The organism is Marinobacter koreensis (assembly GCF_023156285.1).
Taxonomy (GTDB): Bacteria; Pseudomonadota; Gammaproteobacteria; order Pseudomonadales; family Oleiphilaceae; genus Marinobacter; species Marinobacter koreensis.
Genome location: NZ_JAKZAJ010000001.1, coordinates 327,700 through 347,422, shown reverse-complemented (window position 1 = coordinate 347,422; position 19,723 = coordinate 327,700). Strand labels below are relative to the sequence as shown.

Genomic DNA, 19,723 nt, shown 5'->3' with positions numbered 1-19,723 from the left:
CCGTTACTGATCCGGCAAACGGACATCCACCGTCGGCGGCTGTCCAAACCAGTCGCCTTGCCAGGTTACCCGTGCCGGTTCACCCTGCCTTGGTTCGACGGTTACCGTGACCGGCCCGAACGCCGTCGGTGCCGGCCCGAAACGGATCGGCCGATCCTGCTCCAGCCAACGGCGGGGCAGCCCGGAACAGAGCACCAGGCGATCGCCCTCTTCCCGGACAAAACAGTGACGGATCATCAACACCCATTCGGCCGCGGCCCAGACATGATGACCATCGCCCATACAGCCGCCTCCCGTCCCGGGATGGATCGCTTCCGGCCACTGCCCCGTGGGCGAGGCAAGATCGGCCACCGCGTCCATCAACTGCTCGTGACGCCGGTCGCCCGCGCGCAACAGAACCTGGGCCACATGCAGAGTGAGGTAGGCATTGAGTCCGGAATGAATCATGTCCTGGTAAAAGGCACCATTCACAAAGCACCGATCCAGCAGGAATTCCACGCAGTCCAGCAGCCGGGGATCGTTCGGTTCAGCCTGCTGGGTGGGGTATCCGAAGGCCAGGGATCCAATGGCACCTGCGTCCAGCCGGCGGTAGGGCGAGGCGGGCATACCGGGGCGCCCCAACCTCTTTTCGCAAGTCGCGAGACTCCGGTCGACGGCGCTGGAGAACGCCCTGGCAGTCTCGGCAAACTCCCTACTGGCTCTGTCGTCCGAGCCCTTCAGGAGTTTCGAGGCGGCTTCAAGCCCGGCGATGCCCCAGAAGTCATCCCAGTAGTAATAATCATTGGGGCCCAGATGCTCGGCACTGAAACCGGCCGGGAGCAATCCCGCATGGGGCTGTTCGAGATTCTCGCGGAGTCGCTTGTTGCCAATCCATCGTCCGCCCTTGCGCACGGCCTCTTTCCAGTGCTCAGGCAACGGCTGGCCGGTCAGTGCGCAGAAACGCTCCATGATCCAGAGCACTTCACCGTTGGCATCCCATTCCCCTTCCTGGGAGCGGAAATAGCCATCCCGCATCTGACGGGTTTCAAAGCGATTCAACGCCCGCTCCGCACGTTCGGTCAGGCCAGCGCATAACAGCGCATGGACGATGAACGCCGCATCGCGAAACCAGAATCGCTTGTAGGTGTAGGGCCCTGGATAGACGTCGGCCGGCGAATGGAGGATCAGAGAATTGATTGCGGCCTGGTACAGCGCCTGGTACCGGTCATCCGGACAATCCAGCCGAGCCACTTTGTCCTGCTCCTGAAACCACGCGTCGGGACCGATGATCGCTGCGTCGGAATCAGTCAGCGGAACACTCACGGTCAACGAGCATGGCTCCCCGGCGCGGACGGGGAACAATGCAGCAGCGGTCACCATACCCACATCACACTGTCCCTGAGTCTCCTCGCTCCGGTCTTTCAGATGGATGTGCACATCGCCCTGGTGATAATCGGAAACGTGGTGAGACGCGACGGCCTGGCTGAATCGAACGGTATGTTTGTCGTCCACAAACCAGCCGTCGCGATCCGCCCGGAGCTGGACCCGGTGCACGAAGCTCACGCCCTCCGGATTGGCAGGCCGAAGCGATACCACCAGCGATCCGGAGACCTTTGAGTCTGCCTCCAGCGTCATCTTGCACACCGGCTGGCCATCCGCTACTTCAACCCGGCTGCGAGTGATGAGGCGCAGCCCGTCCTCCTCGGTTTCAGTCACGATCGTCGGAATGCCCCCGGGTTCCTGCCATTGACGACAGTACCGGGCCCTGGATGGCAGCAGGCAACGGCCGTCGTCGGCCAACAGCCAGCCATCAAGGGACCAGCCGTCGTAAAACGGCGTCAACAATCCCCGGGGATCGACAATGGGGAGCTCATCCACATCCGGCTGCCCTACGGCAGTCCAGTTGCGATTGGTCAGATTGATGTGTGTGATGGAAAAGGCACGGGGTACAAAGGCCTTGTCGAGTGGATCGAACTGACGTTCCACCCAATAAGGCCACACCCAGTCCAGATTGTGCTGGATGACCCGGCTGTTGATCAGTCCGCGGGCATGAAAGACCACCCCCGCCCTTAACAGTTCGATGGGTTCACCAACTTCCGACGGCTGGGCAAAGCCGTGCAGTTTGCTCAGTAACGCAATCGGGTCCAGAAAGCCGTGCCGACGGGCCACCCGCTTCACGATGAAACGCCAGGGGAACCATCTCAGCCAGCTCATTCGGAATCCTCCTTCGTCGTAGGCTCTGTTTCCATGCGATACCGCGCCAGGGCACGTCGGGCGAGACGATTGAGGAAGGCCACCGCCAGAACCGTGCCAATAAAGCCCGCGCCGTAGATTGCCCACTCCAGGGGCGTTCTTGCCGTCTCTCGCGCCCCCATTGTGGACAGATCCGCAGCAATGGAGCCGATGTAGACGTTATGAAGGGAAAACGGGATCACACCAAGAAACGTCCCGGCCACAAACCCCGGGAACGAGAAGCTGGTCAAACCGAACAGGTAATTCGACAACTTCCCGGGGAAAAAGGGCACCAGACGCGTCAGCAGGACAATCTTCCAGCCGTGGGGGGCCATCTCGTCGGTGACCATCGACAGCTTCGCCCGGTTTCGAATGTAGATATGCGCGCTTTCGCCAAACATGTGTCTTGCGATCAGGAATGCCAGGGCGGCGCCCAGCGTGGTTCCTATGACCACATAAGCGGTCCCCGGCAAGACACCGAAAACAAAGCCGGCTCCGGTTGTCAGCAAAATGCCCGGCAACAGCAGCAACATGGCCAGCGCCATCAGAACGATGAACAGAACCGCAGCCCAGGCGCCCTGGCGATCAATCCACTGGAGCAGTGCCACGATCTGGTGGTGGACACCAAATGCATAGAGTGCTGCCACAAGGAGCCCCACCCCCAGAGCACTGCCGACTATCCACAGGAGGGGAGAGGCAATCCAGCTGGCTCGTTGTTTCGGTTCGGACTCTGACACCAGATTCTCCACCCGTTGCCAATTGGGACGCGCGTTGAAAAGCGCTCCAGCCGATCACCAGACTAACGCGACCCGGCGGTCACCACCAAAGGGCACAACCTGTGGAAGTCACTTACACCGCTCTCACTGGCTGGCAAGAATGCCCTGTAGCTTTTCGGTCAGTTCAACCGCTTCGCTGCCCAGCGGAGTCAGGTAACCGCCGTCTTTCTGACTGATCAGGCCCTTCGAAAACAGGCTCTCGGCAGCACGTACGGTCTCGGGGGCGGCCGAATGACTGTGAACCTTGATACCTTCCTGGGTGGACGTAGAAGGGAACTGGAGCAAGAGATTGAGTTCGGAAAGGTGGTTCGGAGAGAATGGCATGCTATTTCCTTTTATGATTGGACTGCTTTCAGTCTAGGCTCAGGTGGACACATGGCAAGAACACGGATGCTCCAACGATGACAGATCACAAGGGAAATTTCACCGAGGCCCCTCTGCGGCCCTTTCGGCACCTGAGCGTGTACCTGTCAGGACTGGTCAAGGGCCGGCTATGGCTCAAGGTTCTGATTGGCATGGGACTGGGCCTGATCACCGGAACGCTCCTGGGGCCATCCGTCGGCCTGGTGTCCCCCGCCACTGGCACGCTCATCGGTAACTGGCTGGCATTTCCGGGACAACTGTTCCTTGCGACAATCCAGATGATCGTGATCCCACTGGTTGTTGCCTCTGTGATCCGGGGCCTGGCGGCCAGTGAAAACCTGGACCAGCTGCGCAAACTGGGCGTTCGGGTTTCGGCGTTCTTCGTCGTAACCACTGCGCTGGCCGCATCCATCGGCCTCTGGATCGGAGACTTGATCAGTCCGGGTGACATGATGACGGGCCTGATGGCGCCGCCCGCCCCGGCAGAAGGCCAGGAACTCGCTCAGACGGTACCCGCCCTCGGCGACCTGCCCGGTACCCTGATCGGTTTGCTGCCTGGCAACCCGCTGGACGCGATGGTCCAGGGACAGATGCTGCAGATCGTCATTTTCTCGATCATCGTCGGCATCGCACTGGTCACCATGGCACCGGAGAAATCCCGCCCGATGCTGGATCTGCTCGATTCTCTTCAGCAGATCTGCATGACGGTGGTGAAATGGGCGATGCGGCTCGCCCCGTTCGCGGTATTCGGGCTAATGGCCCAACTCACTACCACGATCGGTTTCAGGTCCATGATCGGCATGGCCGCCTATGTAATGACAGTCCTGATTGCCCTGCTAGTACTCATGGCCGTATACCTGGTATTTCTCAAGGTAGCCGTCGGCCAACCGCCCCTGAAATTCCTTAAAGATACCCGGGACGTTCTGCTGCTGGCCTTCTCCACATCCAGCTCCGCCGCGGTCATGCCCCTGTCTATCCGGACAGCCGAGGACAAACTGGGGGTACGCCCCTCGATTGCGGAATTTGTGATTCCACTGGGGGCCACCATCAACATGAACGGCACGGCCCTGTATCAGGCAGTGGCCACCGTATTCCTGGCCCAGGTCTATGGCATCGACCTGGGCATGGGCAGCCTGGCACTGGTGGTGGCCATGGCTGTGGGCGCATCGATCGGTTCGCCGGCCACCCCTGGCGTGGGAATTGTGATCCTGGCCATGGTCCTGGATACCGTGGGCGTGCCAGCTTCCGGCATTGCCCTGATCATGGGCGTGGACCGCATACTGGACATGTGCCGGACCAGCATCAACGTGACTGGCGACCTGGTGACCTGCCGGCTTATGGAAAACTGGTCTGGCACCAGGCTGTCACAGCAACCGGCCACAGAGTAACCTGCCGCTGCATTTCGTAACGAATATTGAGAGTCTGGCCCTTTGCGTCACTCGTTCATACTGAAATAATGATAGGCCATTGATATTCCGCGATTGACCGCCTGGTTCAAACCATGACACGACGATCAGACTTCACTCTCCCCACTGCCGTTGCTCTCTGTCTGATGCTAACGGCCCTGCCGGCGGCTGGAGGGGGAATCAAACGGATAGTCCACCCTGACGGCACCGTCGAGTTCACCAATAGCACAGACTCCGACGCACCTATCGCCTCGACCGCCAGTGCGACGGTCTATCGCTACAAGGACGAAAATGGCGTTGTGTCCTACAGCGGAGTGCGTCCCCGTTCGGCGAAGTTCGATGTCATCCGCTTTCACTGTTACGCCTGCGATCCCGATTCCACCATTGACTGGCGCAAGACACCGCTGTTCCTGAAACCCTATCGCCAGGAAATCCGTACGGCTGCGCGGGAATTCGACGTCGACCCGGCCCTCGTCCGTGCCGTGATCCATGCGGAGTCCGGCTTCAATGCCGATGCGGTATCGCCCAGAGGCGCGCAGGGACTGATGCAACTGATGCCCGGCACCGCACGGGAACTGGGTGTTTCTAACGCCCTGGCAGCGGCCGACAATATCCGGGGTGGGGTCAGCTATCTGGCCCAGATGCTTCGGAAGTTTGGTGGCAACGTCCGTCTGGCCACGGCTGCCTACAACGCTGGTCCGGGAGCGGTCACCCGCTACAAGGGCGTTCCTCCGTACGCCGAGACCAAGGCCTACGTCGAGCGCGTGGGTATCCTTCGGGACCGGTACGCCGCCAACTGACCGGAACCGGCAATGTGCACATAAAAAATCCCCCGGACAGGCCCTCTGTCCGGGGGATTTTCAGTTGGCGTTGCTGTTACTCGGCAGACGCAATCAGGCTGGCGTTACCGCCTGCAGCCGTCGTATCGACACACAGATGCCGTTCGATCACGAAGCGCTGGTCCAGCGTATGCTCGGTGATGATCGGCAGCAAGGCGCCATCACGCTTGGCCAGGGCCTGACGGTACTGTTTCAGCAAAGGCTTCTCGGCCACACTCACCGCCGCCTCGAAACCGGACAGCTCGGTCAGGGCATCCGGATCCAGAACACCATCGATCGCCGCAATTGGCAGACCGGCCTTGACCGCATCCGACACTTTTTTCTCGGCCTCGGGCGCAATCACGACAACCTGGTTTCCCTGGGAAAGCGCGGTTGCCGCCTGCTCCATGGCTGAATCCGCATCGGGGCCCAGGCAGAGCACGACACCGCGAGGGTGGAATGACAGATGGTTCTGCTCACCGGTGGGCCCTTGCATTTCCAGATAGCCCTTATCCATTGGCGCGGGAACGTCACCGAAGAACGGCTTCAGTGTCTCTTGGCGCGCCTCCGGCTTGGGTGCCTTGATCGCCGCCACCTGATCAATCAGCTTCTGGACCTTGCCCACACCGATGACCTTGTCGCTGGAGCTGGACGGTCTCTCGATGGTCTCGCCCTTGAGGAAACGGCGGACATACAGCGGACCACCGGCCTTCGGACCGGTGCCGGAGAGACCCTCACCACCGAATGGCTGGGACCCGACAATGGCGCCGATCTGGTTCCGATTCACGTAGGTATTACCCACGTGGATCCGGCTGGCAATATGCTCGATCCGGCGATCCACCCGGCTGTGAATACCGAAGGTCAGCCCGTAGCCCTTGGCATTGACCGCATCGACCACCTTGTCGATGTCCTTGGCCTCGAAGGTTGCCACATGTAGGACCGGACCGAAGATCTCTTCTTCCATCTCCTCAATGCCGCTGACTCGCAGCACGGCGGGCGACACAAAACGACCCTTGCCGGGTACGTCGATTTTCTTCAACAGTTTGCCGGCCTGCTCGAACTTGTTGCAGTGATCAACGATCTTCTTCTGCGAGGGCTCATCAATGACCGGTCCCACATCGGTGGACAGCTGCCATGGATCGCCGATGCCCAGCTCTTCCATTGCGCCGTAGAGCATCTCCAGAAGGTGATCGGCAATGTCTTTCTGGACATAGAGCACCCGCAATGCGGAGCAGCGCTGACCCGCGCTCTGGAACGACGACGCCAGCACGTCCCGGACAACCTGCTCGGGTAACGCCGTCGAATCGACGATCATGGCGTTCAGGCCACCGGTTTCCGCCACAAGGGGGGCGTCCGGCGCCATGTTCTCGGTCATGGCCTCGTTGATTCGCTGGGCGGTGGCAATGGAGCCGGTGAAACACACGCCCGCCACCCGGGTATCCGAAGTCAGCGCAGAGCCTACCGTCGAACCGGTGCCCGGTACCAGCTGGATCGCATCCCGCGGAATGCCCGCCTCATGCATCAGCTCAACCGCCCGCACAGCCAGCAGTGAGGTGCTCTCCGCCGGCTTGGCGACGACCGCATTGCCCGCTGCCAGGTTCGCCAGAATCTGGCCGGTAAAGATCGCCAGCGGGAAGTTCCAGGGCGAGATACAGCACATCACGCCGCGCGCCTCGCCATCCTGTTCATAGCGGATGCCTTCGTTGGCGTAGAACATGGCGAAGTCCACGGCTTCGCGAATTTCCGCAACCGCATCCAGCAGGGACTTGCCCGCCTCCCGGGTGGTCAATGCGAACAGCTCATGGGCATTGGCCTCATAGAGATCACCCACCTTGCGAACACAGGCAGCCCGTTCCTCCGCCGACCGGGCCGACCAGCTTTTGAAGCCCTCCTGTGCCGCATCCAGCGCTGCATTGATGTCGGCCTCGGAGGTGAAGGTAATGTGCCCCACCAGATCATCTGGATCCGCCGGATTGCGAACCTCATGGACGTCGTCGCTGGAAGACTCGACAGCGAGAATAGGACCACCCTTCCATTGATGCTCCCGGAACTTGCCACGCCCCTCTTCAATCTCGGCCACGGTGACCGGATCGGTGATATCCCAGCCCTTGGAGTTACGACGCTGGTCTCCGAAGATCCTGGCAGGCGGAGTGATGGCTTTGCTCGAGATGTCCTTGCCCAGGGCGACCACGGCGTCGATCGGATCCCTCGCAATCTCCTCCGGGGTAATGCTGGTATCGACAATCTGGTTCACGAAAGAGCTGTTGGCACCGTTCTCCAACAGGCGGCGGACAAGGTAGGCCAGCAGGTCCTTGTGGGCACCGACCGGCGCGTAGATCCGGCAGGGGACGCCACTGTCCTGGAGCACCTGGTCATGCAGGGACTCACCCATGCCGTGCAGGCGCTGGAATTCGAACTTCGAGCGGTCAAGATCCTTGGCCAGCTCCAGTACCGCCGACACCGAATGGGCATTGTGGGTAGCAAACTGCGGGTAGATCCGGTCGGTCATGCCCATCAGTTGTTTGGCGCAGGACAGGTAGGAAACGTCACTGCATGCCTTGCGGGTAAACACCGGGAAGTCACTCAGGCCCATGACCTGGGCACGCTTGATCTCAGCGTCCCAGTAGGCGCCTTTCACCAAGCGTACCATGATGCGGCGGTCCAGCTTCTCAGACAACGCGTACAGCCAGTCCAGAGTCTGGGCGGAGCGCTTTCCGAACGCCTGAACCACGACGCCGAAACCTTCCCAGTCCTTGAGCTCGGGATCGGACAGGATCGCTTCGATGACGTCGAGGGACAGATCGAGACGATCCTGCTCTTCGGCGTCGATGTTGAAGCCCATGTTCGCGGCAGCGGCTTTTTTAGCCAGTTTCAGTGCCCGGGGCATCAGTTCGTTCATCACCCGCTCTTTCTGGCCATACTCGTAGCGGGCCAGCAGCGCCGAGAGTTTTACGGAGATGCCCGGGTTGGTACGGACATCGCCTTTGCAATTCTTGCTGATGCTATCAATGGCATTGGAGTAGGACTGGTAATAGCGCTGGGCGTCTGCATCCGTGCGGGCGGCTTCGCCGAGCATGTCGTAGGAATAGGTGTAGCCACGCTCAACATAGGACTTCCCACGGTCCTGGGCTTCCTCGATGTCACGCCCCAGGACAAACTGGCGGCCCATTTCTTTCATTGCCTGGCCGGCCACTGTGCGAACCACCGGCTCGCCCATGCGCTTGACCAGCTTGCGCAAGGTCTCGCCAACACTCTGCCGCTCGGAATCTTTGAGCAGATTGCTGGTCATGAGCAGAGCCACGGTCGCGGAATTGATCATGCCGGACTTGGCCTTGCCAACATGCGCACCCCAGTTGCCGGAGGTGATCTTGTCTTCAATCAGGTCGTGAATGGTCAGATTATCCGGGACCCGAAGCAATGCCTCGGCCAGGCACATCAGCGCAACGCCTTCCTTGGTGGTCAGTCCATACTCCGCCAGGAATTTCTCCATGATGGTCGGGCTGGCATTGTTGCGGACGCTTCTCACCAGGTCTGCGGCACGGGCGGAAATGGCCTCGCGCTCTGCCTGGGACAACTGAGCGTCAGCAATCAGTTGATGAATGACCTCATACTCGTCCGCCAGGTAGTTCCTGCGGATGGCCTGACGGCTTTCCTCAAGCGTTGGAGTCGCTGATTGCTGCGGTCCCATGATCGTACCCTCCTCGTTGTTTGTCTCTTAACCGCATTTTAGCGAAGCTCGTGCAAGCCATTTTCCTATTAGGTCCGGGTTTTGGCAGACGTTGTTCTTTTTTTGAAACAGAAAAATGTATATTTTTACTGCCTATCCACTAAAATTGGTTATTTCGACTTTTGGCCAGGATTTGTACTGGTGTTCTGAAAGGATAGCAGCCATGACAGAACTCGACAGGATCGACCTATCGATCATTCGGGAATTACAGAGAAACGGCCGGATCACGGTAACCGATCTGGCCTCCAGGGTTGGCCTGTCCAAAACGCCCTGCCAGGTCCGGATGCGCCGTCTGGAAGAACAGGGGTACATCACCGGTTACACCGCACTGCTGAACCAGACCAAACTGGGACTCGCCCATATTGCCTTCGCCCAGGTCACGCTCAACGACACCAGCAGCAGAGCCCTGGCCGCCTTCAATGAAGCGGTGCGGCAGATCTCGGCGGTCGAACAATGCCACATGATGGCGGCGAATTTTGATTATCTGCTAAAAATCCGGACCCGTAACATGGCCGAGTATCGGCAAGTACTCGGTGAGCAGGTCTCCAGCCTGCCACATGTGCTGCAAACGAGTACTTTCGTGGTTATGGAAAGCGTGAAAGACGCCGGGCTCTAGGCCGGCTCAGGGATAAATCAGGGCTGACCTCAGCCGGCAAGTGCCAGACCGAGCTCTTTGCGGTAGAGGACGTTGCCGATACCCAATACGATTCGCTCAACCGATACGTCTTCCGACACAGGACTCTCCGGCCGATTCTCCATGATCAACACCGCACGGAGCAGGTCAAGCAGACGGATAACCAAATCGATCGTAGCGAAATCGTCTGGCGCTGCCGCCATTTCACGAACCACATACGCCCTTGCCGACTCCACTACATGCGCCTGATTCCTGTTTAACCGGGAGGTATTCAGTGACTTGAGCGATTCGAACCGCTCTTCCCGTTCCCGACGAATCGCCTCCATACACAACTCGCGGGAATGTGCGGGCGAGTCCGCCCGGCGGAGAAGACCGGCGAGTCGGAAGTCAACGGTACCTTCGTGACGCTGCTCCTCGAATTCCTGCTCCAGGGATTCCCGGGCTTGCGGCAGGTATTTGCGCACGGCCTGCTCCCTCGCTTCGACCAGATCATCCAGGGACGCGGCACTGACCATGCCGCTCATCACCTGCACGCAATAAGTGAGATGTTCCCACAGGTCCGGCGTGATGCGATCGGGATGGTCGGGCAGCAGGCGGGCAACCGCCGCGAAATGGAAGTACAGGCTGGTCACTTCCCGTTCGGCGAGACCGGAGGTACGGACCACCTCCGGTATACCGATCCGCCGAATGTCCTTCAGCAGCCGGGGAAAAAGAATCAGGACATAATGCCTGGCGCCCTCGGTGAGATTCCCGACAACGCGCTCATGACCTGCTTGATCGGTCACTTTCCGGTATCCTCCTTCAGCCGGGTCACAACGGCTCTTACTGTTACCATAGCCCAAAAGCCGGGGGAGTGACGATGCAAAAACCGGAAATCCGGGGCGACATAGTCCACGTCACCCGGGATGCGGTGGGCAATATCCTGGTGATTGACGATCGCAAACATCGGGTGCTCAGCTTCGACTCGGTGTTTGAACAGAGCAAGATCGCCCGCGCCGCGCCCCACGTGCCGGTACATGAATACAGCCGTGCCATGCTGTTACCCGCTGCGTTCGCGACGCCGGAGCACGTCACTGTGCTGGGCATGGGCGGCGGAGCCCTCGCCCACGGCCTGTACCACCTGTTCCCGGACTGTGCCGTGCATGTGGTCGAACTCCGTCCGAAAGTCGTCGAAGTGGCCCGTGAATGGTTCGGGTTGCCGCAGTCGGACCGCCTTGAGATCACCCTCGGCGATGCCCGCAAAGTTGTGGCGGATCTGCCCCCGGCCAGCACCCGGATGATATTTACCGATCTTTACGGCGCCGACCGGATGAGCCCGGCCCAGGCCCAGCGCCGGTTCATCAAGGATTGCAGTCATGCCCTGAGCGACGACGGCTGGCTGATCCTCAATTACCACCGCCCGCCGGACGAAACCAGCCCTCTGTACCGGGAACTGGTGAGGCAATTCCCCTGCCTGCTGTACTTCAGAAGCCGGACCAACAACACCGTGATCTACGGCTGCAAGGAGCCCTTCTACCCCTGGCCGCTGGATCTGCCTCATCTGGCGACACTGGAGTCCCAATTGCCGATTGCGTGGCGCAAGCTGATGAAGAAACTGATGATTGCGGAGGTCTGAGGTTCTGAACCGATTTCAAAGGCGCTTGAGATACCCCGCCCCCAACTGCGCCATCTGACGGCGAATCCAGCGGACCCGCTCCCATACATAAGACGTGGGCTGATCCACACGCAGTATCCGCGGATTGGGGAGCACGGCGGCCAGCATGGCCGCCTGGGTCTGCGACAACTGACTCGCCGGGATCCCGAAAAAGGCCTGACTGGCCGCACCAACGCCATAAATACCGGGGCCGAATTCGGCGACGTTCAGGTACACCTCCAGAATCCGCTGTTTGGACCAGAACGCTTCAAGCGTGAGCGCAAGCCCCGCTTCCAATGCTTTCCGGACGAAGCTCCGGCCGTTCCAGAGGAACAGATTCTTGGCCGTTTGCTGGGTGATGGTGCTCGCCCCCCGAAGTCCATCCCCGTCGATATACTCCGACACCGCATGCCGAATGGCGCGAAAATCCACGCCCCAATGGTCGGGAAACCGCTGATCCTCACTGGCGACCACCGCCAGCGGCATCCAGGCCGATATGCGCTCATAGGGGACCCATTCCTGGCGGACATCCTCAGACGGGTTGCTCACCTTGTAAGTCAGCATGAACGCCGAGGTTGGCGGGTTCACGAAACGGAACAAAAGCACCAGGCCCATCACGAGCAACAGCAGACCCAGAACGAACCAGGCCACCCAGCGAAGTATCTTGGCAGACATCAATCGGGATCTCTCCTTCGGAAAGCGCTCAATCTACCACCCAGGCCGGCAAAGGCCTTCAGCAATGACTCGGAGATTAATAAACCCTAAGACAGCGGCAAGCAAATCCGAACACAGAATCGGTAGCCTGTCGTGACAGATTCCCAATGTGATTTCGGAGCACAGAATCCATGATCCACCTGCTGACCTCCATCCCGATCCGTGCCCTGTTTGCGAGACTGTTTTCACTCCTCTTTTTCGGCCTGGCGTTCTGCCTGATCTCAGCGACGGCCATTGATCTGTTTGAACAGCTGGGCGCGGGGCTTGAGCTGATCCAGGTTCTGATCAAGGCCGTTAATGGCAGCATTATTGCCCTTGCCGTATACGAGCTGGCGATGGTGATACGATCGGAATACAGCGGGCATTCCGAATCCCACGACGTCATCACCATGCTCAGGCGCACACTTCCCCGTTTTATTGGAACCGCGTGCGTTGCGATGTCACTGGAAGGCCTGATCATGATCATCAAGTACAGTCAGCTGGAGCTGGCAGGCAACCTTTATTACCCGGTCGCGATTATTGTCAGCACAGCCCTGTTACTCGCGGCGCTGGGCGTCTTCCTGAGACTGGCCCCCAGAACCGAGGATTAACCGGTCAGGAAATTACCGGGACCGGTTTCGCACGCCAGGACAGGGGTTTCCGAACGGTCCTTCAGGGACACCCCAGAGATCTCCATTCGCCGGGCTTCCTGCAGCAGATACACGGCCCGGCGACTCGCCTCCCCGACATCCAGTCCGGCCGGCCGGATGTTGGAAATGCAGTTACGTTCCGCATCGGTCCGACCTATCTGCGGTGCCCAGGTCAGATAAAGCCCCAGACTGTCAGGGGAACTGAGCCCCGGGCGCTCACCGATGAGAACCAATACTGCCCGGGCATTCACAAGATCGCCAATTTCATCCCCAACCGCTACCCGGGCCTGTTCAACCACCGTGATTGGCGCCAGGGACCACACCTCTTCAGACGCATCCAGTTGTGAAAACAAGGCCGCCAGAAAGGGACCGGTATTGTTCTGGACAGCAAACGACGACAGACCATCGGCTACCACGATGGCCAGGTCCACCGGCGATGAGGCGGATGCTTCCGGAGCATGCAACCTGGACCGGGAGTCTTCATCAAGACGGCGCCCCAGATCAGGACGCTGCAGATAGGTCACCCGATCGACGGCCTGGCTGTGCAGACGCAGCGGCGCCTGCCCCGAGATCTGTTCGATTTGCTCGCACAAGGTCGTCATATCCAGGGCCAGATGCACAGCATCGCGGGCCTGGGCATGGGCAAGCTGGAAGGCCAGCAACTCACTCGTCGGGAGGCTGACTCCAGCGCGTCCCAGCCCGATCCGGGCATCGGTATAGGCTCTCAGTCTGCGCCAGGGATTGAGGGTGACCGCTGGGGGTAATGCTTTTTTATGCTCAGCCATGCCCGACTCCTGTCCCATCCGAAGGCAGGCGCTTCAATGCCGTCACAAATCGTTCCGGCAAACCCTCCATCAAGGAGCCTGTCCCGCTCTGGATGATCTGCATGTCCACCAGCCAGCGCTCAAATTCCGGTGCAGGCCTGAGACCGAGGACCTGTCGCACATACAGCGCATCGTGAAATGAGGTGGTCTGGTAGTTCAGCATGATGTCGTCCGATCCGGGGATGCCCATGATGAAGTTGCACCCGGCCACACCCAGCAGGGTCAGCAAGTTATCCATGTCGTTCTGGTCGGCTTCCGCATGGTTGGTGTAGCAGATGTCACAACCCATGGGCAGGCCCAGCAACTTGCCACAGAAATGATCCTCCAGGCCGGCCCGGATGATTTCCTTGCCATCAAACAGGTATTCGGGACCGATAAAACCGACGACGGTATTTACCAGCAGTGGCTCAAACTTGCGGGCAACGGCGTAGGCACGGGCCTCGCAGGTCTGCTGATCCAGCCCGTGATGGGCGCCTGCGGAGAGGGCACTGCCCTGCCCGGTCTCGAAATACATCACATTGTCCCCCACCGTTCCACGATTGAGTGCCAATGCCGCATCCTGCGCCTCGTTTAACAACGACAGATTCACGCCGAAGCTGCGGTTCGTCGCCTCGGTACCGCCAACGGACTGGAACACGAGATCCACTGGCGCGCCCTGTTCGATCGCCTCGAGCGTATTGGTCACGTGTGTCAGCACACAGGACTGGGTTGGAATGGCATATTCACGGATCACGTCATTAACCAGATTGAGCAACCGGATGCTCTGGGACACATTATCGGTAGCGGGATTGATGCCTATCACGGCGTCCCCGTTTCCGTAGAGCAGCCCATCCAGGATACTGGCCGCAATGCCGGTAACGTCATCGGTGGGGTGGTTGGGCTGCAGCCGGGTGGACAACCGCCCGGGCTGGCCAATGGAGCTGCGAAAGGCGGTGTGGACACGACATTTTTTTGCAACCAGGATCAGGTCCTGGTTGCGCATCAGCTTGCTCACCGCCGCGACCATTTCCGGTGTCAGTCCGGGGCGAAGGTCGGTCAGTACCTCCGGCGTGGCATCATCGCTGAGCAGCCAGTTCCGGAAGTCACCCACCGTCAGATGCGCAATGGGTTCGAAAGGGCTCAATTGATGATCGTCCAGAATCAGGCGGGTAATTTCGTCGGTTTCGTAGGGGATCAGTGCTTCGTTCAGAAACGCTTTCAGGGGCACCTCGGCGAGGGCCATCTGCGCAACGACCCGTTCCTCGGCAGACCGAGCCATCACACCGGCCAACCGGTCCCCAGACCGAGCCGGCGTCGCTCTCGCCATCAGCTCCGCCAGCCCGCCGAAACGATACACCCGCTGCCCCAGGGTATAGCGATAAGCCTTGCCCATCCGTGCCCGCCTCCTGTAAAACGTCAGCATCCGCAGCCGGATCCTGACGACCTGCCCTGACAAGCACTATGAAACTTTCCCGGATTCTCAGCAACCAGAACGGCATCAGCCGACGGGATGCCAACCGATTGCTGGCATCGGGTCGGATTTACGTCGATGGCGGCGTTTGCCGGGATGGGACAAGCGACATCAGCCGATTCCGGGAGGTTCGGATCGACAACGATATCCTCCAACGGGCAGAACCGGCCTATTACCTCATGCTTCACAAACCCGCCGGTTACCTCAGCGCCACCACTGACCCCGTCCATCCGACCGTGCTGGACCTGATCGATGAAAGGCTCCGCCCCCACCTCCACATTGGCGGTCGCCTCGACCGGGCCAGCACGGGGCTTCTGATCCTCAGCAGCGATGGACAATGGTCCCGTCGTTTGACCGAACCCCGGATCAAGATACCCAAGGTCTACCGGGTGACCACGGAATGGCCGGTTACGAAAGAGGCGGTTGAACGATTCGCCGAAGGCATCTGGTTTGCCTACGAGGGACTGACCACTTCACCGGCGAAGCTGGAGCAGCTGGGAGAGTTTGAAGCGCGGGTCACGATCTATGAGGGGCGTTACCACCAGGTGAAGCGTATGTTTCGTGCCGTTGGTAACCGGGTAACATCCCTGCACCGGGAAAGGATGGGCGATCTGGTTCTTGGAACGGATCTGGCCCCGGGACAGTATCGACCACTGACCCGGGACGAGATTGATTCAGTAACCTAGCCAGACGGCTCAGGCCCGGCTCAGGAACTTGCGCTCCTCGACATTGATCTTGATCCGATCGCCGGTGGAAATGTGCTCGGGCACCTGCACCACCAGACCGGTGGTGAGCCGTGCAGGCTTGGTACGCGCGGTCGCAGAGCCGCCTTTCACCGATGGATCGGTCTCCTCAATCTGAAGTTCCACCGTCGGCGGCAGATCCAGCGCCACGGGCGCATCGCTCACCAGAATGACCATCAGGCCCTGGGTGTCTTCGTTGATAAACAACAGCTCGTCTTCGATGGCTTCCCGATTCAGCATGTACTGGGTGAAATCTTCTGAGTCCATGAACACGTATTCATCGCCGTCGGCGTAGGAAAAGGTCGCCGGCCGCCGTACCAGATCTGCCAGATTGAGCATGTCGGAATCCTTGAAGGTTTCGTCCAGCTTCTGGTTAGTGACGACGTCGTACATACGCATCCGATACAGACTGCCACCGGCACGGCCCTGGGGGACGGAACGCTCGATATCCTTGACGAAATAGACGCGGCCCTCGTATTCGATGGCCTGATTTTTTTTGATCTCGCTGGCTTTTGGCATGTCTAATGATTCCGGAAAAGGTGAACAACAGGGCTGCTGATATACCACGACTCGGCCCGATAATCGATAGGAGCCACCATGAGCAAGATACAAATCGACATTGTTTCCGACATCGCCTGCCCCTGGTGTGCCATTGGCTATGCCAGGCTGGAGAAGGCGATGGAAGAGCTGGCCTCCGAGCATGAATTCGTCATTCAGTGGCATGCCTTCGAACTGAACCCGGACCCCGAGGGTGACGGCGAGCCGATCCTCCCGGCTCTGGCCCGGAAGTATGGTCGGACTGAAGACGAAATGCGCGCGAATCAGTCCCAGATGATGGCGATCGCAAAGGATCTGGGCCTCAACTTCGAGAAGATGCAGGAACGACACACCCGCAACACTTTCGATGCACATCGGCTGGTGAAGTGGGCGGCGGAACAGGGCCAGCAGACCGAGATGAAAAAAGCGTTGTTCTACGCCTATTTCGGCGAGGCCGAAAACGTCTCTGATCCCGAGATTCTTGTCCGGTGCGCCCGGAGTATCGGGCTCGACGAAGACGAGGCCAGAAAAATACTCGCATCCGATGCCTATACAGACATCGTCCGAGAGGATGAGGCGACCTATCAACAGGCCGGCATTTCCTCGGTCCCCGCTTTCATTATCAACCAGAAATACCTTATCTCGGGCGCACAGGAGCCCAAGACACTGGTTTCGGCCTTCCGCGAGATCGCTGAAGAGGCTGCCTGACCGACGACCGCTCGTCCGGCACCGTTGCTGGGCGAGCGGTTCAACCTGCAGCAATCACTCCCGTTCCAAGGGCCATTGCCGCAACCCCAAGTCCCCGAGCCAGCTTTTGGCCTCCGGGCATGATTTTCTCCAGCAGGACCACCAGGGCAATTGCTGCTATCACAGCCAGATCCATGACCCCACCCACGAACAACAGGGCCATCAGGGCACCGCAACATCCGACACAGTATCCCCCGTGAACGATGCCCATCCGGAAAGCACCCCGTAACCCGGGACGCCAATGCTGAGAGATAAAAAACAAAGGCCCTCGGCAATGTCGCAAACAGGCCTGTTTCAGGTGGGAAAACTGGTAAAGGCCGACACCAATCAACGTCATTCCGCTGAACATTGCGCTCTGACTCCGCATCATGGGACTGAGCAGGGCCTGTTCATCAAGCAGCCACTGCAGCGAGGTGGCCAACAGCGAAAAAACGGCCCAGATCACAAGATAGCCTGCCGTAAACAGCCAGGCTCCCAACGATGCGTGAGACAGCCGATTCTTTCTCGCCACCTGACGATACAGCAGGACCATGGGCACGGCGCTGGGCGTCATCATGGCAATCATCATAACCATCCACATAACCAACATCATGCCAAAATACGACGGTGCCCAGTGCCGAAAAGTCATCAGCCCTCCGGTCCCGCCTACAGACATATCTGCCGCCAGCCCGAACAGATACCACCAACTCAACGCTGTGAGCGCGATCAGGCCGACCATCGTGACAACGGATTCCCGGGACAGCCACCGCGCGCGCAAAGCGGTCATCTTCGCCTCACCGATGAACACCGGTGGGGCCGATATCCAGATGCGACAGGTGGCAATGCGATGCATCGAGTTTCATCGGAATTCCGGCATGAGCGTCGGTGTGTCCGCTGGCCACCTCTGCGATGGCATACTCGAACCCATTCGGCAAATCAATCCGTGCGCGATGAGCTTCCCCGGAAACCGGATTGATAATGGGCTCTCCGGCCGCCTCCACCAGATCCGCAACACGAACCTTGGCGTGACGCCCCTCCACGTCACAGGACACATCGATCGGACAGAATATCGGATCGTGCATATGGGTCATCGTGCTGGCAAACACATTGAAAAAGGTCGCCCCCGGTTCCGAGGTATCCCCGGAAAGGATGGCCATAATGGCATCCCGCTGCTCCGGCGTTGCCCGCTCATCCACAAAGGCCTGTGCCTGCCCATTGCCCTCATGAATGGCCCCGGGCCATTTCAGCGTCATGGCAAAAGATAGCCCGTCAAGGGACGTATCCCCCAAATACCCCTCCTCGATCTTGACCGCGGCAAACGCCTGGCAGTCACCGTGAGTCGGCCGCCCCATAAACTGACACGGACAACCCAGATCACAGTTACAGTTTACGAATTCAAGCCCTTTAATTCTCCAGTCTACTTTATTCATCTCCGTTACTCCCTCAGGTAACGCAGCCTCTAATTTTGAGCTTAGTACCGCCCGCTTCCGTCCACCATCCGCTTCAGCCATTGCATTAGACTGATTTCGCCCCAACGAAAACAGATTATGCCCTTGGGAAGTAAACGCTGATCGCTCCTGTCCCTGGGGCAAAACAGAACCGTTCTAAGGATTCGCTCGAATACCTGAATCCAAACCAACGACCAAGGAGAACCCTATGAAAGCCACGTTTATTGGTCTCGGTATCATGGGCAGTCGGATGGCCAACAACCTGCTCAAGCAAGACGGCATCACGCTAACGGTCTTCAACCGGTCGTCCGAGGCCATGGCGCCGCTCAAGGATGCCGGCGCCCTGACTGCAGACTCCGCCCGGGATGCCGTTGCTGACGCAGAGGTGGTATTCACCATGCTCAGCGCGCCTGAGGTAGTCGAACAAGTCGCTTTTGGCGACCTGGGCTTTGTCGAGGCGATGAGTGACGGCGCTCTCTGGGTTAATTGCTCTACGGTAAACCCATCGTTTACCCGCGAATGCGCGCAACGGGCCCAGGCCCGGGGATTGCGGTTTCTGGACGCCCCGGTGGCCGGGACCAAAATGCCCGCAGAGACTGGCGAGCTCACGTTCCTGCTCGGTGGCGAATCCGACGATGTCGAGCAGGTTCGTCCGCTGCTGGAACATATGGGCCAGAAGATCCTGCACGTCGGAGAGTCCGGCCAGGGCAGCGCTTTCAAGATGCTCGTCAACGCGCTGCTTGCCCAGAACATGCTGGTGTACTCCGAAACCGCACTACTCGGTGAGAAACTCGGTTTCAGCCGGGATTTCCTGATGGATACGCTTCCCAACCTGCCGGTTACGGCGCCCTTCCTGAAGGGCAAGGCCGGGCTGATCAAGGATGCCGATTATGACGCCCAGTTTCCGCTGGAACTGATGCTCAAGGATCTGCATCTGCTGGACCTGACCGCGTATGAAGAGAAGCAGCCCCTGTTCCTCGCCGGCCTTGCCAAATCCGTCTATGGCCAGGCGAACAGCGCAGGACACGGACGCGACGATTTTGCAGCGGTGTTTGATTACCTCCAGAAGCTTGGCTAGTCTCCA

The 19,723-nt window shown here is 59.4% G+C and carries 19 protein-coding genes; 8 read left to right on the top strand and 11 right to left on the bottom strand.

Annotated features, from left to right (window positions below):
- Window positions 1–3 precede the first annotated feature (3 nt).
- From MLD04_RS01705 to MLD04_RS01695, 3 genes are all read right to left on the bottom strand, one after another.
- Entirely contained in the window at window positions 4–2,193 is a 2,190-nt protein-coding gene (locus MLD04_RS01705) for a hypothetical protein (protein ID WP_248154161.1), read from the bottom strand.
- The gene (locus MLD04_RS01700; RefSeq protein WP_248154159.1) at window positions 2,190–2,948 is read right to left on the bottom strand and encodes a TVP38/TMEM64 family protein; all 759 of its coding nucleotides are present in this window, start codon (window positions 2,946–2,948) and stop codon (window positions 2,190–2,192) included. Before MLD04_RS01700 ends, MLD04_RS01705 begins: the two co-directional genes overlap by 4 nt.
- 123 nt (window positions 2,949–3,071) lie before the next feature.
- Complete coding sequence (locus MLD04_RS01695) at window positions 3,072–3,311, bottom strand: TIGR02647 family protein (RefSeq protein ID WP_008939135.1); 240 nt, start codon at window positions 3,309–3,311, stop codon at window positions 3,072–3,074.
- Between the two features lie 77 nt (window positions 3,312–3,388).
- Here MLD04_RS01695 and MLD04_RS01690 point away from each other — a divergent pair, with 77 nt between their 5' ends.
- Both MLD04_RS01690 and MLD04_RS01685 read left to right on the top strand, forming a co-directional pair.
- On the top strand, window positions 3,389–4,738 hold the full coding sequence (locus MLD04_RS01690; RefSeq protein ID WP_248154156.1) for a dicarboxylate/amino acid:cation symporter: 1,350 nt from the start codon (window positions 3,389–3,391) through the stop codon (window positions 4,736–4,738).
- 113 nt (window positions 4,739–4,851) lie between these two features.
- Window positions 4,852–5,556: a transglycosylase SLT domain-containing protein gene (locus MLD04_RS01685; RefSeq protein ID WP_379883306.1), complete on the top strand. Its 705-nt coding sequence runs from the start codon at window positions 4,852–4,854 to the stop codon at window positions 5,554–5,556.
- 76 nt (window positions 5,557–5,632) lie between these two features.
- Here MLD04_RS01685 and putA read toward each other — a convergent pair whose 3' ends face one another.
- Window positions 5,633–9,262 (bottom strand): bifunctional proline dehydrogenase/L-glutamate gamma-semialdehyde dehydrogenase PutA, encoded by a 3,630-nt coding sequence (gene putA, locus MLD04_RS01680; protein ID WP_248154153.1) that lies wholly within the window; start codon window positions 9,260–9,262, stop codon window positions 5,633–5,635.
- A gap of 202 nt (window positions 9,263–9,464) precedes the next feature.
- On the opposite strand from putA, the gene MLD04_RS01675 reads away from it, so the two are divergent.
- A complete protein-coding gene (locus tag MLD04_RS01675) occupies window positions 9,465–9,917 on the top strand; it encodes a winged helix-turn-helix transcriptional regulator (protein ID WP_248154151.1) in 453 nt (150 codons plus the stop codon).
- Window positions 9,918–9,946: 29 nt separating this feature from the next.
- Here the strand turns inward: MLD04_RS01675 and MLD04_RS01670 are convergent, their stop codons facing one another.
- Window positions 9,947–10,720 (bottom strand): hypothetical protein, encoded by a 774-nt coding sequence (locus MLD04_RS01670; protein WP_248154149.1) that lies wholly within the window; start codon window positions 10,718–10,720, stop codon window positions 9,947–9,949.
- A gap of 74 nt (window positions 10,721–10,794) precedes the next feature.
- On the opposite strand from MLD04_RS01670, the gene MLD04_RS01665 reads away from it, so the two are divergent.
- Window positions 10,795–11,550 carry a spermidine synthase gene (locus MLD04_RS01665; protein ID WP_248154147.1) on the top strand — a complete coding sequence of 252 codons (756 nt, stop codon included), beginning with the start codon at window positions 10,795–10,797 and terminating at the stop codon, window positions 11,548–11,550.
- 15 nt (window positions 11,551–11,565) lie between these two features.
- Here the strand turns inward: MLD04_RS01665 and mtgA are convergent, their stop codons facing one another.
- Window positions 11,566–12,243, bottom strand: a complete 678-nt coding sequence (mtgA, locus tag MLD04_RS01660; RefSeq protein ID WP_248154145.1) for a monofunctional biosynthetic peptidoglycan transglycosylase — start codon at window positions 12,241–12,243, stop codon at window positions 11,566–11,568.
- 170 nt (window positions 12,244–12,413) lie between these two features.
- On the opposite strand from mtgA, the gene MLD04_RS01655 reads away from it, so the two are divergent.
- Window positions 12,414–12,872, top strand: coding sequence for a hypothetical protein (locus tag MLD04_RS01655; protein WP_248154142.1), 459 nt, complete (start codon window positions 12,414–12,416; stop codon window positions 12,870–12,872).
- On the opposite strand, the gene eutC is transcribed toward MLD04_RS01655, so the two are convergent.
- Together eutC and MLD04_RS01645 are read right to left on the bottom strand one after the other, a co-directional pair.
- Window positions 12,869–13,696, bottom strand: a complete 828-nt coding sequence (gene eutC / locus MLD04_RS01650) for an ethanolamine ammonia-lyase subunit EutC (RefSeq protein ID WP_248154140.1) — start codon at window positions 13,694–13,696, stop codon at window positions 12,869–12,871. The genes MLD04_RS01655 and eutC overlap by 4 nt on opposite strands.
- Window positions 13,689–15,107 (bottom strand): ethanolamine ammonia-lyase subunit EutB, encoded by a 1,419-nt coding sequence (locus tag MLD04_RS01645; protein ID WP_248154137.1) that lies wholly within the window; start codon window positions 15,105–15,107, stop codon window positions 13,689–13,691. Before MLD04_RS01645 ends, eutC begins: the two co-directional genes overlap by 8 nt.
- A gap of 68 nt (window positions 15,108–15,175) precedes the next feature.
- Here MLD04_RS01645 and MLD04_RS01640 point away from each other — a divergent pair, with 68 nt between their 5' ends.
- Window positions 15,176–15,871, top strand: a complete 696-nt coding sequence (locus tag MLD04_RS01640) for a pseudouridine synthase (protein WP_248154135.1) — start codon at window positions 15,176–15,178, stop codon at window positions 15,869–15,871.
- Window positions 15,872–15,880: 9 nt separating this feature from the next.
- Here the strand turns inward: MLD04_RS01640 and efpL are convergent, their stop codons facing one another.
- Window positions 15,881–16,447, bottom strand: a complete 567-nt coding sequence (efpL, locus tag MLD04_RS01635; RefSeq protein WP_248154133.1) for an elongation factor P-like protein EfpL — start codon at window positions 16,445–16,447, stop codon at window positions 15,881–15,883.
- 78 nt (window positions 16,448–16,525) lie between these two features.
- Here efpL and MLD04_RS01630 point away from each other — a divergent pair, with 78 nt between their 5' ends.
- On the top strand, window positions 16,526–17,173 hold the full coding sequence (locus MLD04_RS01630) for a DsbA family oxidoreductase (RefSeq protein ID WP_248154130.1): 648 nt from the start codon (window positions 16,526–16,528) through the stop codon (window positions 17,171–17,173).
- 40 nt (window positions 17,174–17,213) lie between these two features.
- On the opposite strand, the gene MLD04_RS01625 is transcribed toward MLD04_RS01630, so the two are convergent.
- Window positions 17,214–18,044, bottom strand: coding sequence for a DUF2182 domain-containing protein (locus MLD04_RS01625; protein WP_248154128.1), 831 nt, complete (start codon window positions 18,042–18,044; stop codon window positions 17,214–17,216).
- Window positions 17,986–18,621, bottom strand: coding sequence for a DUF1326 domain-containing protein (locus MLD04_RS01620; protein WP_248154126.1), 636 nt, complete (start codon window positions 18,619–18,621; stop codon window positions 17,986–17,988). The genes MLD04_RS01625 and MLD04_RS01620 overlap by 59 nt, the downstream gene beginning before the upstream one ends.
- Window positions 18,622–18,847: 226 nt before the next feature.
- Here MLD04_RS01620 and MLD04_RS01615 point away from each other — a divergent pair, with 226 nt between their 5' ends.
- Window positions 18,848–19,717 (top strand): NAD(P)-dependent oxidoreductase, encoded by an 870-nt coding sequence (locus tag MLD04_RS01615; RefSeq protein WP_248154124.1) that lies wholly within the window; start codon window positions 18,848–18,850, stop codon window positions 19,715–19,717.
- Window positions 19,718–19,723: the final 6 nt, after the last annotated feature.

Coding starts and splice junctions, on each gene's coding strand:
- MLD04_RS01705 (WP_248154161.1), bottom strand. CDS start 2,193: ATGAGCTGGCTGAGATGGTTCCCCTGGCGTTTCATCGTGAAGCGGGTG.
- MLD04_RS01615 (WP_248154124.1), top strand. CDS start 18,848: ATGAAAGCCACGTTTATTGGTCTCGGTATCATGGGCAGTCGGATGGCC.
- MLD04_RS01695 (WP_008939135.1), bottom strand. CDS start 3,311: ATGCCATTCTCTCCGAACCACCTTTCCGAACTCAATCTCTTGCTCCAG.
- putA (WP_248154153.1), bottom strand. CDS start 9,262: ATGGGACCGCAGCAATCAGCGACTCCAACGCTTGAGGAAAGCCGTCAG.
- MLD04_RS01685 (WP_379883306.1), top strand. CDS start 4,852: ATGACACGACGATCAGACTTCACTCTCCCCACTGCCGTTGCTCTCTGT.
- MLD04_RS01620 (WP_248154126.1), bottom strand. CDS start 18,621: ATGAATAAAGTAGACTGGAGAATTAAAGGGCTTGAATTCGTAAACTGT.
- eutC (WP_248154140.1), bottom strand. CDS start 13,696: ATGGCTGAGCATAAAAAAGCATTACCCCCAGCGGTCACCCTCAATCCC.
- MLD04_RS01630 (WP_248154130.1), top strand. CDS start 16,526: ATGAGCAAGATACAAATCGACATTGTTTCCGACATCGCCTGCCCCTGG.
- efpL (WP_248154133.1), bottom strand. CDS start 16,447: ATGCCAAAAGCCAGCGAGATCAAAAAAAATCAGGCCATCGAATACGAG.
- MLD04_RS01675 (WP_248154151.1), top strand. CDS start 9,465: ATGACAGAACTCGACAGGATCGACCTATCGATCATTCGGGAATTACAG.
- MLD04_RS01625 (WP_248154128.1), bottom strand. CDS start 18,044: ATGCATCGCATTGCCACCTGTCGCATCTGGATATCGGCCCCACCGGTG.
- mtgA (WP_248154145.1), bottom strand. CDS start 12,243: ATGTCTGCCAAGATACTTCGCTGGGTGGCCTGGTTCGTTCTGGGTCTG.
- MLD04_RS01640 (WP_248154135.1), top strand. CDS start 15,176: ATGAAACTTTCCCGGATTCTCAGCAACCAGAACGGCATCAGCCGACGG.
- MLD04_RS01690 (WP_248154156.1), top strand. CDS start 3,389: ATGACAGATCACAAGGGAAATTTCACCGAGGCCCCTCTGCGGCCCTTT.
- MLD04_RS01645 (WP_248154137.1), bottom strand. CDS start 15,107: ATGGGCAAGGCTTATCGCTATACCCTGGGGCAGCGGGTGTATCGTTTC.
- MLD04_RS01655 (WP_248154142.1), top strand. CDS start 12,414: ATGATCCACCTGCTGACCTCCATCCCGATCCGTGCCCTGTTTGCGAGA.
- MLD04_RS01665 (WP_248154147.1), top strand. CDS start 10,795: ATGCAAAAACCGGAAATCCGGGGCGACATAGTCCACGTCACCCGGGAT.